Genomic DNA, 16,113 nt, shown 5'->3' on the forward strand with positions numbered 1-16,113 from the left:
TAAGTAAATAGTTTATCAGGTTAATAAATTTTTGTCATGTAATTTATTCCGAAAAGTAGTGGCAAATAAATACAAATTATTGGAAAAAATTTTAAATTTTTAAAGTTTTAAGGATATATGGGAAGGAAGGTTGACAATGTATTGGCGTTTAATTAAATTTAAGAGGTAGGATTGTCCTATATAAGGAGTGAGAAGGCTGGAATTTAAATGGGAAGTAACGAATAGTATAGAAATGCAGATTTTTCGAATCAGGAAGAAGCTTCGTGCCATCGTAGCGAAAAACCTTCAGCCTTATGGATTAACGTCGCCTCAGTTTTTCATATTACTGATATTAAAAAAAGAGGGATCGATTAAATCGACAGATTTGGCTGACTTTTTGACCGTAAAGCCAAGTGCGATCACCGTATTTGTAGACAAGCTGGTCGAAATGGATTATGTGAAGCGGCAGCCCTCTGAAAAGGACCGCAGGGTCATAAACCTTGAATTGAAAGAGGCTGGAATCGAGATTTTGGGAAAAGTCCTTGCGGAGCATAACCGTTCGATAGGGAAGAACTTCAATTCATTCACGGAAGAAGAACTGCAGGATCTTATGGTTAAATTGGAAACGATTGAAAAGGCGGCAGATCAAAACCTTTTGGATGATTGAACGTACAGGCATCCTCAAAATAGAGACGAAAAAGACGGTTCCCCGAGAACCGTCTTTTTTTTAATCTTCTTCATACTGGACAGAAATTTCGTTTTCCTCCTTATGGAAGGACTGAAAGCTGACGATCAGCTTTTCAAGATGCTCCAATTGCTCATCATATTCGATGACGGAAGAAATCAATGGTACAAGACGGGCAGAAAGGTGACCGAGATTATCATGCATTTCATCGACATGATTTTGCTGTTCGAAAAAGTGGGCTAGCAGCTCTTTCCGACTTAAACAATCCTGGTCCCAATCCTCAATCTCCCCGATCGATTTGATTTTTTCGATATGCAATAAAATCAACTGCTCATGTTTGCGGATCAAGGAATCAAGCTGGTGGAAGATACTCCGCTGGAAATCTTCAGGCATTTGATAGATCTCATTCTCGAATTTATGGATTCGCTTCAAGGTTTCAAACGCTTTTTTCGTTGTAATGATCATCTGCCGGTAAATGACAAGCTTCCGGGCTTTAGCTAAACTGTTCTTCTTGAAATATTCCCGTTCCTCTTTGTACATGGAATAGATATGTTCCAAATCGAACAATTCCGCTTTCAGGCGGCTGATGTCTTTCTTCAATAAGGTGTGTTCTGTAGCATGCCTTGTGCTGATCCTGATCCATTTCAAGATATCTTCCGACACATCGGTAATCCGTGTATACAGCTTTGCTTCATACTTGGGTGGAAGGAATACGAGATTCACGATAAAAGATGAAACGATACCAAGCAAAACGGAGGAGAGACGTATAAAGGCAAAATTCAGGAATTCCCCGTCCTGGCTTTCCATGATGGCGATGACCGTCACGATGGAAAGGACAATCGTTTTATCCATTTTCAATTTTAAATTGATGGTAATGACAACCATTACGGCAAGGCCGATTATAAAAATATCATTTCCGAACAGCAAAACGAAGGAGACAGCAACCAACGCACCAATGATATTTCCTTGTACTTGCTCCAGCACCGTTTGGTATGAACGGTAAATGGTCGGCTGTATGGCAAAAATTGCAGCAATCCCAGATAGGACAGGAGCAGGCAGGTTAAGCAATTCCGAAAGATAAAGCGCTAAAACGATTGCTATTCCTGTTTTGAGAATGCGGGCACCAAACTTCATATATAGGTTAATCCTTTCTTTGTCATTTATAAGGGCACTATTTATATATAGGCTTTTGCTTAAAGTTGTATTCTAACTTATTTGTTAGTACTTTACACTAAAATGATGCGATGTAAACAAAAAGAAATCTTTAGATACTCTTTACCGCTACAAGAGGCAAATTCCAGTTTAATATATAAAGAAAATATAGGCAATTTAATGATTGTTTTCAACTATTATTTTTCTGTCGCTTTCGTACAATCCAAACGGCATTCGACTGGAAAAAACTGATGCTCGAATTAAAGAGCATCAGTTTTTGAGTGACCGTTATTTTTTTATGAATCATTCCGTGGAAACGGCGGGATCTGCCTGTTCCTTAACTGGAACGATCTGAAGGAAATGCTTTCCGGGATCTTGGAGCAGGACCTCTAAAGAGACCGCTTCTTCCGTTTGACCTTGTTCTTTCAAAAGGTTCGTGTAGCTGCCGAGAAGTTCGGTCACGTCCTGTATGCCTAGGGCAGAGAGGGGCTCTATCGTAATCTTCGCGCCTTTGGCAACCCGTTTCTTAATCACGTCTTTCGTCAAACCGCTTTCTGGCTGTTGACGTAAATAGACGACACCTCCGGTCATGCCTGCACAAATCCATGGGCCAGGATCTCCTAGAACCAAGCCCCTCCCGTTTGTCATGTATTCGAAAGCGAATCCTTTTATATTGGAAGTTACCGCAATATTACCGGTTTCCTTTTCGGGCAGAGGCTGTTTCAACAATCCCCCGATGATCATATCCGCTCCCGAAAGCCGGATTCCCGCCCTTGCATCGGCATCTCCCTGGGCAATGAGAAGACCGTGCTGTGCACCGTACCCGAACCCCTTGCCGACCGATCCATTGTAGAACTTCCCATCTTTGCCGGGAGATTTAAAGATGCCGATATTGCCGCCGATTGAAGTTTTGCCGATTCCATCCTGTGCGCCGCCGTTCACGCTGATCGTAATCCCCTCCGTATTGTAAGCCCCAAGTCCATTGCCCGGTATGGAACCATCCTGGTAAGAGAGGTGGACGGGGGGAAGTTTTTTGTACGATCCATCAAGCCTGCCCCTAACGCGGTGACAGGAGACCCGGCTGCCGAGTACACGCTGCTCGGATGTGATCGAGCTATAGCTTCGTGATTGCTGCAGGTCATCTACATGTGAATCAAGATATTCGGCGCCAACTGCAACTTGCATCGAGCTCTCATCCAAATACGCCTCTTTATCCTGATGGGAGAATGGCGTAATATCCAAGTTTTTTAATAGATACGTCAAATCAAGTGAATGCTGACCCGTAACTTGCTGGAGCAAATCGGAACGGCCCACGATATCCTGAAGATTTTTCACGCCAAGCGACCCGGTCAATAGTTTAAGTTCCTTGGCAAATGCACTGTACATATTCATTAAGCCTTGAACGGCCAAATCGAATTTTCGGGGAACGAAACGCCGCAGTCCGTGCTCCTTCGCTTGTGCTTCCGATTCGATTTGTGTGGCAATGCCTACATGACAGGTATCAAGGTGACATCCGCGGCATGTGGTACAGCCGACAGCGATCATTGAAAGGGTACCAAAGCCTACACGGTTCGCCCCAAGCAGCATCACTTTCATGATATCCATTGAGCTCTTTAACCCGCCATCAGCCCAAATTTCTACGCTTTGGCGAATGCCAGACTCCAGCAGGGCGTTATGGGCCGCCTTCACACCAATCTCTACTGGAAGGCCGACATGTGCGAGTGCATGAATCCTGGCAGCTCCCGTTCCGCCATCAAAACCGGATAGCGTAATGATATCGGCGCCTGCCTTGGCGACCCCGACCGCGATCGTGCCAATGTTTGGAACGACAGGTACCTTGACGGCCACTTTCGCCTTATCGTTCGCCGTTTTCAATTCATGGATCATTTGGGCCAGATCTTCAATGGAATAAATATCATGGTTATTGGAAGGGGAGATCAAATCCGAACCGATCGTTGCATTCCGCGCTTCCGCAATTTTCGCTGTAACCTTTGAGCCTGGAAGATGCCCTCCCTCACCAGGCTTTGCCCCTTGCCCAATTTTTATTTCCAGAAGATTTGAAGAGTTCAAGAGTTCCGCATTGACACCGAAACGGCCTGAAGCGATTTGCTGTCCGCGTGATTTCGGGTACTTGCCAAGCATATCCTTGATTTCCCCGCCTTCGCCATTCATGCTGATCATGCCTAGCCGTTCGGCAGCCTCTGCATACGCACGGAAAGCAATCTCATTTTGCGATCCAAAGGACATGGAAGCTATGACGAAAGGAAGTTCCTGTTCACCGATCGAAAGATTGACTTTTTCAGATGGAATCGGAGCATCTGACGTTTTTAAAGATGTTAAATGGCGGATTGCCGTAGGATTGGATTCTTCCTGCTCGGTGATCTTTTCACGATAAGCGTCATAGTCCCCGCTTGAGGCCACTTCACCAATCGACTTCCAGATCCTCGGAAATAAATGAAAGGTCTTTCCCATGCGTTCCTTATCATTGTTATAATCTTCCGCACGCTGGATGGCGTCAGCTTTGATCTTAGCGAAATTATAGTCCAAATCATCTGAACCAAAGAAGTTAGCGACATTTAAATAGGCCGCGATTTCCTCATGTAAGCCGATGCTGGAGAATAGCCTTCCATACCCGCGGAGCTCATGGATGCCGATGGTGGAAATGACTTTCTCAAGCCCCTTCGTCAAGGAGTTATATAAATTGATAACCTTCTTTAGGTCATCTGAAGATAAGGAAAGGAACATGTAATATGGACTGATCAAATTGGCCCCAAGACCATAAGAAACGATGATATCATGCAATGACCTTAATGAGGCGGAACGTAAAAGGATGGAGCAATCCCGGCGCTTGCCCTTCTGCACCAAAGCTTGATCGACAGCTGAAGTGACAAGATGGGGGTCAAGCAGTAGGTGACCATTTTGATGGGCGAGAGCATCATCCAAAACGAGCAGCGTTTTGCCGCCATCCACTGCATGGACCGCATCATCCGTAATCCTGGTCAGGGCATTTGCAATGCTTTCGTTCTCCTTGAAGGTGCTTGAAAGGAAGTGCACGAGTTTTTGGTCCTGGTTATAGTTAATGAATTGATCATAGCTTGGCTGTGAAAGGATGGATGAGCATTCATAGCCAGTCAGTCCTTCAATCAATAAGGGAGTCAGCAGCTCGTAGACTTTGCCGGCCTTTTTCGCTTCGAATAGGGAAGGGCGTTTTCCGATGATGGTCCTCGTCGAGAAGTGCTCTGTTTCCCGGTCCCTGTCGATGGCGGGGTTGGTTACGACCGCTACGCTTTCCTTAATGAAGTCTGCAATATTGGTACGTTGCGGATTGAGTGCTGCAAGTGGCGCATCATGACCAAGGGAACGAATGGGCTCGGCACCTTTCTCGGCCATCTGTTCCACCAATTGAACATGCTCCCTCTCCCAGCCAAAAGCTTTATACTGTCCATTATGAATGGCTTGCGTGTTTGCCATGGAGATAATTTTTTCAAAGGTGTGCGGCTGCAAGCGAACGCGGTCATCGGAAAGGATGAAACGATTATTGAATAGTCTGAACACTTTCTCTTGAAAATCCTTGTAGGTGTACAATTCAATGGAGTCGCCGTTCCATTTCAACCCAACCTTTTCTCCAGGCCCCAACGGTTTTGGATCTCCGGTAAATTCACTGGAAGGAATGATCCCAGGTTCTGAAGTGAACATATAGGAAGATTCCGTTTCGATATTCCATAACGGACGCAGCCCTAAAGAATCGACGGAGAATACGGCCTCGTCGCCGAAGCGGGAAATGATCCCTGCCGGACCTTGGGCGAAATGGCCCCATGCTTCCCGTAAATACGTATATAAGTCTTGCAAGTGTTCGGGATATTCCTTAATTTCATTAATGATTGGCGGGAACATAAGGTCGACGGCTTCAAACAAAGAGTAGCCATGCCGGCATATGAAGGTTTCAATCGTCTTGTTTAAGTCCTGCGAGTCGCTTCCGTCTTTGGCGATGGGCACGCCGATCATTTTCGCTTCATCACGTAATTTGGCGATCGTATTGATTTCACCATTATGGCCAAGCACACTGAAAGGCTGTACCCGAAAGAAGCTTGATAAAGTATTGGTCGAAAATCGATTATGCCCAAGTGTCATCGCGGAGGCTGCTAGTGGATCGGCAAGATCAAGATAGTAGGCAGGGAGCGTATCCCCGGCTCCCATCACTTTGTAGACCGCATGATGCTGGCTTAAGGAGGCAACATGAATGAAATCACTTTTTTCGATGTCCGAGGACAGCTCAAAAAGAACATTTGAAAGCTCCTTGCTGTGGACGTTGGCGGCAGAACAGGCAATCTGCCAAAACACAGGATCTTCTTGAATGGCGATTGGCCCCAAGGCTTCAGAGCGGTATGACTTATCCGTTTCGAAAATCAAGGAAAGCCCATGTTGAAGGAGCTTTTCTTTGACTTCGATTTTTAAATCGTTTGCATCAGCCTTTTTGCTTAGAAATAAGTGGCCGACTATGAAACCGTCTTGATCGACTAAGCCTTGATCGACATTAGCCTCTTCAAGCTTCTTTTTCCAAAGAGCCCGCGGAATATCGATGTGGATTCCTGCGCCATCTCCCTCTCCATTGATGAAGCCGCAGCGATGGTTCATTTTAACGAGAGCATCGATGCAGGCAAAGATGTTTTCGTTTGTAGGGATTTTCTTTTTTTCGATGCAGGCAACGATTCCGCAGGCATCATGTTCTTGCTTGTGAAACTCATTGAATGTAGCGGGTGTCCATTGTTGGGTCATATATGCGGCTTGAATAAGGTTCCCCTTATTTTCTGCCCTTCACCTCCTGTAGCATTTGATTCAAATGGGGAAATATTAATAACCCGAACGATAGTCCGAGTTCTTGATAGATTGAAAGAAAGGGTATAAATGTAAGTAAATGTATCCATATCATATCATTTAAATATTCAGAAATCAATTTTTTATACAATTGGTTGGATGTTAGATTGGAGGCGTTTTTCGTGAATATGGGAGTGGAAGGCTAATTTGAATGATTATTTTGCCTGATGATAAGAAAACCCCAAGGATGAAGAACATCCTGGGGTGTATAAAATATGCATAATTATGCTGTTGTCGTTTCTTGAATCAAGTTCTTGAATGCATGTTCAACCGCTTTAAGGGTATAAGCGATATCGTCCTCCGTATGTGCAATGGTCAGGAACCACGCTTCGTATTTGGAAGGAGCCAAATTGATGCCTTGGTTGAGCATCAGTTTGAAGAACTTGGCGAACATTTCGCCATCCGTATTTTCCGCCTGCTCATAGTTTTCAATTTTTTCCGTCGTGAAATAGATCGTCAAGGCCCCTTTAAGGCGATTGATCGTGATAGGAACATTATATTGACCGGCTGCCATTTGGATACCTTCTTCAAGGATTTTTCCTAATCGATCAAGCTCATCGTACAGGCCTTCCTCTTTAAGGACCTCCAAGCAAGCTATTCCGGAAAGCATGGAGGCCGGATTTCCTGCCATTGTACCTGCTTGGTAGGCAGGACCGAGGGGAGCGACCGTTTCCATGATTTCTTTCTTGCCGCCATAGGCACCGATCGGAAGTCCGCCGCCGATGATTTTGCCAAGGGCAGTCAAATCGGGTTGGATTCCCAAGAAGTCCTGAGCGCCTCCATACATGAACCGGAAAGCGGTGATGACTTCGTCGAAAATGACCAATGATCCTGCCTCGTGGGATAAGGAAATGACTTCTTCGAGGAAACCGGGGCTTGGCTCGACAATGCCAAAGTTGCCGACGATCGGTTCAACCAGTACGCCTGCGATTTCGTTGCCCCATTTATTCAGTGCTTCCTTAAATGATTCGATATCATTGAATGGCACCGTGATGACTTCCTGGGCGATGCTTTTTGGAACTCCGGCAGAATCCGGCGTTCCAAGTGTGGACGGACCCGAGCCAGCGGCTACAAGAACTAGGTCGGAGTGACCATGATAACAGCCGGCAAACTTGATGATCTTATCGCGTCCTGTATAAGCACGGGCCACGCGAATGGTCGACATGACTGCCTCGGTGCCTGAATTGGTGAAGCGGACTTTATCAAGGGACGGTATGGCCTCTTTCAGCATTTTGGCGAACTTGACCTCATGCTTTGTTGGAGTTCCATATAATATACCTGTTTCTGCTGCTTTAACGATTGCCTCCGTAATATGTGGATGTGCATGCCCTGTGATGATCGGACCATATGCAGCCAAATAATCGATATATTTATTGCCGTCGACATCCCAGAAATAAGCACCTTTGGCATGATCCATGGCAACCGGAGACCCGCCGCCTACCGCTTTATATGAACGCGAAGGGCTGTTGACCCCGCCGACGATATGTTCCAATGCCTCTTTATGTAAAAGCTCCGAATTACTAAAATCCAATCTTAAAACCTCCTAAAAGTACAAACATATTCCTCTTCATCATAGCACTTTTTCGTCCGGAAATCTGGGGGTGGAGGCCAAGGAATGTGACCCACCCTTAAAAAATTCGCATGAATCCTAGAAACAGCTGAATCCATGGTCCGTTATTTTTTGCTGGAAATCGAATCCGGTCCCAAAATTCCAGTCAGGAAGGTCAGGATGCCGACGATGGAGTCCGGATTTTCGATGTCGAAGGATTGGCGGTTCATTTCTCCTTCGGCTTGGTAGTAGATGAGGCTGCCGGTGCCTTTTTCTTCATTAATATGAATTTGGAAACTTAAGGGGGTGCTTTCTATCGATCCAACGGAATCCCTTTGAATGACTTGGCATAATAATTGACCGAATTCATCATCATAAAGGAAGTCATAACGAAGGCCAATGACGACCTTTTCGATTTGTGATAATAATAATTGTTTTATATTCATGGCATACTTGTCTCCTTTATATATGTATCTCTTACAACGTCAGGATTATCCTGAAAAAAGGGGGGGCGGAACATCAGGCATTTTTATTGTCTAAAAAGCTGAGGTTGGATAAACTAATGCATTAGGACAAGAGATTACGGAGGATGTAACAGGATGAGTGATGCAATACAAGTGAAACAGTTGCGGAAGGAATTTAAGTCGGCATCAAGCCGTTCAGGTTTAAAAGGCGCCTTCCGGGATTTACTTACAAGAAATTATAAGATCGTCCCTGCTGTCAATGATATCAATTTTACTGTAAAAAAGGGTGAAATGGTAGCTTATATCGGTGAAAATGGCGCTGGGAAATCGACCACGATCAAAATGCTCACGGGCATTTTGGAGCCGACGTCAGGCCAAATCTCGGTCAATGGCATGAACCCCCATAGGGAAAGGGAAAAGTTCACCCAGACGATCGGAGTCGTATTTGGGCAGCGCTCACAGCTTTGGTGGGATATTGCCGTTCAAGAATCCTTCAGGCTGTTAAAAAAGGTTTATAAGGTAACGGATGAACAATATAACGATCATATGGAGCATGTCATCAAGACGCTTGATATCGGTCCTTTGCTCGACAAACCTGTGCGGAAGCTCTCACTAGGTCAGCGAATGCGCTGCGAGCTTGCGGCAGCATTGATTCACAATCCTCCATTGCTGTTCCTGGATGAACCGACCATTGGGCTTGATGTACTCGTGAAACTGAAGATTCGCGAATTCCTGAAAGAAATCAATGAAAAATATAATACGACCATTCTTTTGACCACCCATGACTTAGGCGATATTGAGGCGCTTTGCGAGCGCGTGATCATGCTTGATGAAGGCAGGATCATTTATGATGGGGAATTGCAGAGTCTGAAGGATAACTGGGCTGAGGAAAAACAGATTCATTTTCAATTCATTGAGGGAGTTTCCCTTCAGGAATTGCAATCCTTGCCGCTCCCATTTAACGCAAACTGGGTTTATGATGAGAAAAACCAAACATACATCGCCTTGCTGAAAGAAGAAGGTGACCATATTTCCCAGCTTGTCTCGGCTGTCGTATCTCATTTTAAAATAAAGGATATCAAAATTCACGAGACGTCCATTGAAGAGATTGTGCGTAATATTTATGAAGAAGGCACTGTCTGACTCTCTTATCATTAAGAAACAACGTGTCTATCAAGGAGGGGGAGAGTGCCTTGGGAAAATATCTAGCAATGATTCGCATGCGTTTTTTGATGATGCTTGCGTATCGAACGGATTATTATACCGGCATTTTGATTTATAGCATTAATATCGGGGCTTATTATTTCTTATGGAATGCAATATATGGAGAAAAAAGCTCCATCGAAGGTCTTTCAAGTATGCAGATGACAACTTATGTGGCGGTTGCTTGGATGGCTAGGGCCTTTTATTTCAATAACATTGACCGCGAAATTGCCACTGAAATCAAGGATGGGAAGGTCGCCATCGAGATGATCAGACCCTATAATTATTTAGGGATGAAGACGATGCAGGGGCTTGGGGAAGGGATATTCCGTTTCTTCTTCTTCTCGATCCCGGGCATGCTGCTGGTAGCCTTGGTTTTTCCGATTGAACTGCCGAACGAACCTGCAACATGGGCGATATTCGGAATTTCCTTGCTGTTCAGCTTCATCATCAATACCCAAATTAATTTATTGACGGGGATCACCACCTTTTTCCTTTATAATAACGCGGGATTGATCCGGGCTAAACGGGTCATCATCGATTTGTTTTCCGGCCTATTGCTGCCCATCAGTTTCTATCCGATATGGGCGCAGGAAGTGATGAAATACTTGCCGTTTCAAGGGATCAGCTATGTACCAAGCATGATCTTCACGAACGGGTACAGTTCAGGGGAAATTGGCATGGCGCTTTTACAGCAGTTCATTTGGTGCATCATTCTCATAATACCGATTCAGCTTTTATGGATAGTCGCAAAAAAACAGCTGATTATTCAAGGGGGTTGATCGGATGTTTTATGTATCGATGTTTTTTCAATATGTGAGTCAATATATGAAAACAAGATTGCAGTATCGGGCGGATTTCTTCATGGAAATCTTATCTGACCTGCTGAATCAGGTCGTGAATTTGGTTTTCATCTTGGTCGTTTTTGGCCATACTCAGTTTTTAAGCGGCTGGAGCCGCGAAGAAATCATATTCATCTATGGGTTCTTCCTTATTCCATTCGCCCTTTTTTCAGCGTTTTTCAATATTTGGGATTTCAATGATCGCTATATCGTCAAGGGTGAGATGGACCGGATATTAACAAGGCCGATACATAGCCTGTTTCAAGTCATTTTGGAAAGAATCGAGCTTGAATCATTATTTGGTGTTGTGACTGGTTTGATCATAATATTTTACTCTGGGGCATCACTGAATCTGGAGCTTGCCTGGTATGATCCGATTCTTTTCATCATCTTTGCCATTGGAGGGGCGCTTGCTTATGCAGCCATTTTCGTTGCGATAGCAAGCATCGGGTTCTGGTCGGACGCAAAAACCTCCATCATGCCCATGATGTATAATATCGGGAATTATGGACGCTATCCTGTCGATATTTATAATAAGATCATTCGCTTTGTCCTTACATGGGTGCTGCCATTCGCGTTTGTCGGTGTTTATCCGGCATCCTATTTCCTTAGGAAAGAGGAGTGGTATGCGTATGCATTCGCCACACCTGTAATTGGGGTTATCTTTTTCATGATATCCGTCGTCATTTGGAATCAGGGAGTGAAGCGGTACCGCGGGGCAGGAAACTAAAAAGAAATCCCTTCAGCCATCAGGTTGAAGGGATTTCTTTTTGTTTATTTACGCTTATTCTTTCTTTCTATATATCTTGCCTGGGCTTCGGCATATTGCTGTTTTTCCATTTCCGTTTCCGGTATTACCATTGGAACTTCGGTCGGCTTACCATCTTCATCAATGGCAAGCATCGTTAAAAAGGCGCGTGCCGTAAGCTGCTTTTCACCTGTTAATAAGTTTTCTCGTTCCACCTTCACGAATACCTCCATGGAAGTGCGGTGGGCACATGTGACATAAGCCTCAAGGTTAATCGCGTCTCCTGTCTTGATGGGTGCCAAAAAATCAAAAGAGTCGCTTGATGCTGTCACGACTGGCTTTCGACAATGGCGCATAGCCGAAATGCAGGCTATTTTATCGACATATGCCATTACCTTCCCGCCAAAAATGGTATTGTGATGATTTGTGTCAGGCGGGAAAACAAGGTCAGTTAAAAAGGTCCTTGACTGCTGTGTGGGATGGCCTGGTGCTATCTCTACGTCGTTTTCGATCATTTGCCGGTTGTTTGGGCCAATAGATTTTCCCGGACGATTTTGGCTGCCTCGACCATATTTTTAAGGGAAGAAACCGTTTCAGGAACGCCCCTAGTTTTCAGGCCGCAGTCAGGATTGATCCAAAACTGGTCTTTATCCAATACCTTGATGCCTCGTTCAATCATGTCGACCATTTCCTTCACAGCCGGGACTCGAGGACTATGAATATCATATACCCCTAGGCCAATTCCTTTTTCGTATGTCTTTTCCTCGAATGCGGAGGCAAGCTCCCCGTGGCTGCGGGATGTTTCGATGGAAATGACATCGGCATCTAGGGAAGAGATGACATCCATGAAACTGTTGAAGTCACAATAGCACATATGCGTATGGATTTGCGTTGTATCTTCCACGCTCGATGTGGAAATCAGGAACGAATTCACCGCCCAGTTCAAATACTCTTCCCGGTCGCTTTTCTTCAATGGAAGTCCTTCTCTAAGTGCAGGCTCATCCACTTGGATCATTTTGATTCCTGCCGCTTCCAAGGCAAGTACCTCTTTATCCAAGGCAAGGGCAAGCTGATAGCAAACATTCTCCCTTGAAATATCATCACGGACAAATGACCAGTTCAAAATCGTTACAGGACCTGTGAGCATTCCCTTTACCGTTTTCTTTGTCAGTGATTGAGCATGGACGCTTTCCCTGACAGTCATCGGCTCGATGAAATGAACGTCGCCGTAAATGACGGGGGGCTTGACGCAACGAGAACCGTAGGATTGAACCCATCCTTTTTCCAGAAAGACGAATCCCCCCAGCTTATGGCCGAAATATTCAACCATATCCGTCCGTTCAAATTCTCCGTGAACGAGAACATCCAGGCCGATTTCTTCTTGAATTTCGATCCACCTGGCAATCTCATCATTTATGAATGTTTCATATTGGGCAGCAGTCCAATCTCCTCTTTTGAATTTACTGCGTGCTTGTTTCACTTCAAATGTCTGAGGGAAGCTGCCGATCGTTGTAGAAGGAAGAAAAGGCAACTTGAAAAATTCACGTTGTTTTTGGTAACGCTCTTTAAATGGCAGCTGACGTCCCGAGGTCTTGGATTTAACCTTTTCTACATCGGCTTGTACTGCTTTATGATTCCGGGCCTGGGAACTGGCTAACGTTTGGATCGCCAATTTATTCGCATCCACTTTCTTTACGATTGCCTCCAAACCTAGATTGCTGCCTTTGACAAGGGTAGTGATTTCTTCTAGCTTCTCATCCGCGAAGGCAAGTGCCTCCTTCACTTCTTTAGCAAGCGCGTTTTCATTGCGAACGGTCACTGGAACATGAAGCAGGGAACAAGAGGGTTGGAGCCAGATTTTATCTTCTGCCACTTTGTTCTTGATCGTCTCGATTAATTGAAGCTTGCTCGATAAATCGGAAAGCCAAATGTTTTTTCCGTCAATCACGCCTGCACCAAGCACTTTGTCTGCCGGGAAGCCGAACGTTTCAAGATTGCGGACATTTCTTTGTTTATCATGAACAAAATCGAGCCCGATTCCCTGAACTTTCAATTGAGTGACCGCTTCATAGTGTTCCACGGCATCAAAGTATGTTTGGAGCATGATGTTCAGGTGAGGTGCCGCTTCATTCAGTTTTTCATAGAGGTATGTAACAGTTTCCATATCATCTTTGGATATCGATGAAACAAGGGAAGGCTCATCTAACTGAACCCACTGCACACCTTCTTGCTCCAACTCCTGCAATATTTGTGTATAGAGGGGGAGCAGGCTCAGGATGATGCCAGGGATATCTTCTTTATTGAAGCCTTTGGAAAGGGAGATGAAGGTATACGGTCCGATAAGCACCGGCTTCGTTTCAATCCCCAGCTTCTCCTTGGCTTCCCGATATGCAGCAAGCGGCTTATTTTCTGTTAAAGTCAGCTGGGAGCGTTTTAATTCCGGGACAATATAGTGATAATTCGTATTGAACCATTTCGTCATCTCGGATGCGACTTCGTCCTTGTTACCGCGGGCCATTGAATAATAAACGGATAGCGGGACACTGCCTCCTTCATAAGAGGAATAACGTTCGGGAACAAGACCGAACATCACGGAAGTATCGAGCATTTGGTCATACAAAGTAAAGTCATTGACAGGAATGATATCAACGCCTTGCTCTTTTTGCTTTCGCAGGTTGCCCAACCGGATCGCTTCCAGTTGCGATGTGAATTCCGTTTCTTCGATTTTTCCTGACCAGTAAGCTTCTAATGTGCGTTTCCATTCACGATCTTCCCCGATGCGCGGGTATCCCAGATTACTACTTTTCAAAATTTCCATCCTCCTACATTCTTTGAATTTGATTGATATCCAACAAAAAAAGCACCCCTAACAGTCAAAAAGAGAAAGTTAGAAATGCTTAAAATAAAGTGTCAAGCGAATTGCCACTTACATGAAAGGTTCCTAACACCTCCCTATCTCCCGTAGGTTAAAACAGTGTTGTTGAAACAGGCAGGTCTCCTGACTTAGGGCATATCATTAGCGGCAAGCCTTCCCAATCCTTAGGATCAGTGGCATATCGGGTGGCGCTAACATTCCCATTACAGTGGCGGGACCGTGCCGGGATTACACCGGACTTCCCTTTTAATCCTAATGAACATTAGGAACCTGTTTCCACATATGAAATTCGATAAGTTAAAAATTTATAAAATAGAAACTATTATAAAAATTTAGACAATCTTAACATATCCGACCAAAAGGGTCAACAAGCAAAAGTTTCGTAAACAAGCCCTATGACAAGGCTGAAGTCTTTTCAAAATAGAATATATTGATTGGACAGGGAGTATGTATAAGGAAGTGGGCGTTTTGAAATGGGGCGTGGGGGATGACTTTCTACATCTTGATTGCCGGAATCATTTTTTGCATGGTGATGAGCATTCGGACGTTATTTCTTGTCGAGTCGGGGGGGAAAAAGTTCTCTCTTGAAGATATGCTTTGGCTCGGCAATTTATATGCGACGATATTGGTTGGTTTTGCACTGATTTATTTATTATACGAGCTTCAGAATCACTCAGTGATTCTTGATATGGGCAATCGATTGGATGGCACTTTTTATGAACAACTGAAAACTTCTTTTTATTTCAGTGCGATGACGATGTTTTCTGTAGGATATGGCGATATAGCACCTATAGGCATGGGCCGGATGATAGCGACAATACAGGCATTCATCGGATACACGCTTCCGGCGGCATTCGTGATTCGGACGGTGATCGACCTGGACCAGAAGGATAGGAAGGATAAATGAAAGTTGTGTTTCTTTCGATTATTGGGTACCCTTACCATAATGAAGAAAATGGAGGGTTCAATATGACTGTTAAAATTGGAGAAAAAGCACCTGATTTTCATTTACCTGCTAACAACGGTGAAATGGTTTCCCTTTCGCAGTTCAAGGGCAAATACGTTGTTTTATATTTTTACCCTAAAGATATGACCCCGGGTTGCACGACGGAGGCATGTGATTTTCGGGATCACAATGAACACTTTGAGGAATTGGATGCTGTCATCATTGGCATCAGCCCGGACCCAGCCGCGCGTCATGAAAAGTTCATTGAAAAACATGGATTGCCTTTCCTTTTACTGGCTGATGAAAGTCATCAAGCTGCCGAAGCATTCGATGTGTGGCAATTGAAAAAGAACTTTGGCAAGGAATATATGGGCATTGAGCGTTCCACCTTCCTGATTGACAAGGAAGGCATGATCGTCAAAGAATGGCGCAAAGTAAAAGTAAAAGGCCATGTTGAAGACGCTCTTGAAACTCTTCGTGAACTCCAAAAATAAGGGTGAGCGACATAGGGAGCTCGCCGCCAAGTTGATTCATCATTCAATACGATTGAAGCCAAAAGAGAGAATCCTGATAAGGGGCCATATCCGCACGAAGCCACTGATTAAAGAGCTGATCGTTGAAGCTTACAGAGTCGGGGCCTTTCCATATGTAGAACTGGAGGACGATGAAATAAATCGTCACCTGTTACGAGGGAATGTAAAAGAACAGCTTGCCACCTCAGCACAATGGGCCATGAAAAAATATACTGATATTGATGCGCTCATCATCATGACCGGTGATGAAAGTACAATGGAA

General features: G+C 44.6%; 13 protein-coding genes and 1 riboswitch. Of the genes, 7 read left to right on the plus strand and 6 right to left on the minus strand.

Features of this window, described 5'->3' with window-relative positions:
- The first annotated feature begins 232 nt into the window (after positions 1-232).
- Positions 233-646, plus strand: a complete 414-nt coding sequence (locus CVN76_RS25420) for a MarR family winged helix-turn-helix transcriptional regulator (RefSeq protein WP_155645476.1) — start codon at positions 233-235, stop codon at positions 644-646.
- Between the two features lie 60 nt (positions 647-706).
- Here CVN76_RS25420 and CVN76_RS25425 read toward each other — a convergent pair whose 3' ends face one another.
- The 4 genes from CVN76_RS25425 to CVN76_RS25440 form a co-directional block, all read right to left on the minus strand.
- The gene (locus CVN76_RS25425; RefSeq protein ID WP_100533532.1) at positions 707-1,798 is read right to left on the minus strand and encodes an FUSC family protein; all 1,092 of its coding nucleotides are present in this window, start codon (positions 1,796-1,798) and stop codon (positions 707-709) included.
- A 321-nt stretch (positions 1,799-2,119) separates the two neighbouring features.
- Positions 2,120-6,592 carry a glutamate synthase-related protein gene (locus CVN76_RS25430; RefSeq protein WP_100533533.1) on the minus strand — a complete coding sequence of 1,491 codons (4,473 nt, stop codon included), beginning with the start codon at positions 6,590-6,592 and terminating at the stop codon, positions 2,120-2,122.
- A gap of 322 nt (positions 6,593-6,914) precedes the next feature.
- Positions 6,915-8,222, minus strand: coding sequence for a glutamate-1-semialdehyde 2,1-aminomutase (locus CVN76_RS25435; protein ID WP_100533534.1), 1,308 nt, complete (start codon positions 8,220-8,222; stop codon positions 6,915-6,917).
- Between the two features lie 143 nt (positions 8,223-8,365).
- Positions 8,366-8,686, minus strand: a complete 321-nt coding sequence (locus tag CVN76_RS25440) for a hypothetical protein (protein ID WP_100533535.1) — start codon at positions 8,684-8,686, stop codon at positions 8,366-8,368.
- Positions 8,687-8,839: 153 nt separating this feature from the next.
- Between CVN76_RS25440 and CVN76_RS25445 the strand changes: the two genes are divergently transcribed.
- Genes CVN76_RS25445 through CVN76_RS25455 form a run of 3 tightly spaced genes read left to right on the plus strand, consistent with a single transcriptional unit; the run spans position 8,840 to position 11,479 of the window.
- Positions 8,840-9,847, plus strand: coding sequence for an ABC transporter ATP-binding protein (locus CVN76_RS25445; protein WP_100533536.1), 1,008 nt, complete (start codon positions 8,840-8,842; stop codon positions 9,845-9,847).
- A 50-nt stretch (positions 9,848-9,897) separates the two neighbouring features.
- Positions 9,898-10,689 carry an ABC transporter permease gene (locus CVN76_RS25450; protein ID WP_100533537.1) on the plus strand — a complete coding sequence of 264 codons (792 nt, stop codon included), beginning with the start codon at positions 9,898-9,900 and terminating at the stop codon, positions 10,687-10,689.
- 4 nt (positions 10,690-10,693) lie between these two features.
- On the plus strand, positions 10,694-11,479 hold the full coding sequence (locus tag CVN76_RS25455; RefSeq protein WP_100533538.1) for an ABC transporter permease: 786 nt from the start codon (positions 10,694-10,696) through the stop codon (positions 11,477-11,479).
- A gap of 44 nt (positions 11,480-11,523) precedes the next feature.
- On the opposite strand, the gene CVN76_RS25460 is transcribed toward CVN76_RS25455, so the two are convergent.
- Positions 11,524-12,012, minus strand: coding sequence for an acyl-CoA thioesterase (locus tag CVN76_RS25460; RefSeq protein ID WP_100533539.1), 489 nt, complete (start codon positions 12,010-12,012; stop codon positions 11,524-11,526).
- A complete protein-coding gene (gene metE / locus CVN76_RS25465; protein ID WP_198512647.1) occupies positions 12,009-14,315 on the minus strand; it encodes a 5-methyltetrahydropteroyltriglutamate--homocysteine S-methyltransferase in 2,307 nt (768 codons plus the stop codon). Before metE ends, CVN76_RS25460 begins: the two co-directional genes overlap by 4 nt.
- 153 nt (positions 14,316-14,468) lie before the next feature.
- A riboswitch (cobalamin riboswitch) is annotated at positions 14,469-14,661 on the minus strand.
- A 198-nt stretch (positions 14,662-14,859) separates the two neighbouring features.
- Here metE and CVN76_RS25470 point away from each other — a divergent pair.
- The 3 genes from CVN76_RS25470 to CVN76_RS25480 all read left to right on the plus strand — a co-directional run.
- A complete protein-coding gene (locus CVN76_RS25470) occupies positions 14,860-15,279 on the plus strand; it encodes a potassium channel family protein (protein WP_057915680.1) in 420 nt (139 codons plus the stop codon).
- Between the two features lie 62 nt (positions 15,280-15,341).
- Positions 15,342-15,812 (plus strand): thioredoxin-dependent thiol peroxidase, encoded by a 471-nt coding sequence (bcp, locus tag CVN76_RS25475; RefSeq protein ID WP_061143849.1) that lies wholly within the window; start codon positions 15,342-15,344, stop codon positions 15,810-15,812.
- The coding region (locus CVN76_RS25480; protein ID WP_269800078.1) for an aminopeptidase at positions 15,769-16,113 on the plus strand (345 nt) is incomplete at its 3' end. The genes bcp and CVN76_RS25480, both read left to right, overlap by 44 nt.

Source organism: Bacillus sp. mrc49, assembly GCF_002803435.1.

What these genes read in the sequence shown, in the direction of transcription:
- CVN76_RS25420 (WP_155645476.1), top strand. Translation starts at nt 233, where the DNA reads ATGCAGATTTTTCGAATCAGGAAGAAGCTTCGTGCCATCGTAGCGAAA.
- CVN76_RS25425 (WP_100533532.1), bottom strand. Translation starts at nt 1,798, where the DNA reads ATGAAGTTTGGTGCCCGCATTCTCAAAACAGGAATAGCAATCGTTTTA.
- CVN76_RS25430 (WP_100533533.1), bottom strand. Translation starts at nt 6,592, where the DNA reads ATGACCCAACAATGGACACCCGCTACATTCAATGAGTTTCACAAGCAA.
- CVN76_RS25440 (WP_100533535.1), bottom strand. Translation starts at nt 8,686, where the DNA reads ATGAATATAAAACAATTATTATTATCACAAATCGAAAAGGTCGTCATT.
- CVN76_RS25445 (WP_100533536.1), top strand. Translation starts at nt 8,840, where the DNA reads ATGAGTGATGCAATACAAGTGAAACAGTTGCGGAAGGAATTTAAGTCG.
- CVN76_RS25455 (WP_100533538.1), top strand. Translation starts at nt 10,694, where the DNA reads ATGTTTTATGTATCGATGTTTTTTCAATATGTGAGTCAATATATGAAA.
- CVN76_RS25460 (WP_100533539.1), bottom strand. Translation starts at nt 12,012, where the DNA reads ATGATCGAAAACGACGTAGAGATAGCACCAGGCCATCCCACACAGCAG.
- metE (WP_198512647.1), bottom strand. Translation starts at nt 14,315, where the DNA reads ATGGAAATTTTGAAAAGTAGTAATCTGGGATACCCGCGCATCGGGGAA.
- CVN76_RS25470 (WP_057915680.1), top strand. Translation starts at nt 14,860, where the DNA reads ATGACTTTCTACATCTTGATTGCCGGAATCATTTTTTGCATGGTGATG.
- bcp (WP_061143849.1), top strand. Translation starts at nt 15,342, where the DNA reads ATGACTGTTAAAATTGGAGAAAAAGCACCTGATTTTCATTTACCTGCT.